The following is a 1,092-nucleotide window of genomic DNA, read 5'->3' on the forward strand; positions in this document are numbered from 1 at the left end:
TACGAGATTTCTTGCATCCTTAGCGTAAACGATAGCTGAATCAAAAAAGGCGTCAATTTCAGTTGGATTTTGAACTTCGACGTGCACGGATTGTACTCCATCAGTAGCATCACGTTGTAAAGCAGCTGGAACATCTGATGTTTGGAACATTTCCCAAACGTGCCAGTCAGGCTCTAATGCATCAACTGCAACATACTCCATCATGTTGGCGAAACTTTCATTCAACCAGAGGTCATCCCACCACTTCATAGTTACCAAATCACCGAACCATTGGTGAGCTAATTCATGAGTAATGACTGTGGCAACTAATTGTTTTGTATCAAGAGCTGTATTGTCAGGATCAACCATCAAATAAGCTTCACGATATGTAACAAGACCCCAGTTTTCCATAGCACCAGCTGAAAAATCAGGAAGTGCCAATTGCCATGAATGTGGAAGTGGATAAGGTGTTTGATAGAAGTCTTCATAAAATTCAATAGCACGTTTAGCAATATCCAAAGCAAAGTCTAATTCATTAGCTTTGTGAGCTTTAGTAGCGAAGACGCCAACTTCAACACCACTCTTAGTCTTAGTGATCTTGCTTTGAAGATCACCAAATGCAAAGGCAATTAAGTAAGTTGACATGCGAACAGTTGTATCAAAATAGTGAATACCATTTTCAGTTCTGATTTCAGGCATATTAGCTAAAATTGTTTCGCCTGGTTTTTCATCAAACTTGATAGCCATGTCAAATTTAGCCTTTGCTTCAGGTTCATCAACACATGGAAAAGCTTGACGAGCAAAAGTTGTTTCAAACTGTGTTCCAATAATTTGTTTCTTTTCACCATTAACTTCGTAATATGAAGGATAAATACCCATCATTGAGTCAGTCAATTTAGCATTATATGTAATTGTTAAAGTTGTTTCACCAGCTTGTGGCAAATCAATATTGATTGCATCATTGTTATCGTCAGTTGTGAATGGAACATCTTTTCCATCAGCTTGGACCGTTTCAATATTCAAATACTTTTGGTGAATAGAAATTGATGGCACCTTAGCCTCACCATCAATAACAGTCTTACCAGAAAATTGTTTTGTACCACGGTTGATATC

1 protein-coding gene is annotated in these 1,092 nt (G+C 37.8%); it reads right to left on the reverse strand.

Annotation, left to right across the window (positions count from 1 at the left end):
- Nucleotides 1-1,092 (reverse strand): M1 family metallopeptidase (locus FHL06_RS13970; RefSeq protein WP_238334068.1); only part of this gene is annotated, 1,092 nt, incomplete at both ends.

The sequence above is a fragment of the Companilactobacillus halodurans genome, from assembly GCF_009600985.1.
GTDB lineage: Bacteria > Bacillota > Bacilli > Lactobacillales > Lactobacillaceae > Companilactobacillus > Companilactobacillus halodurans.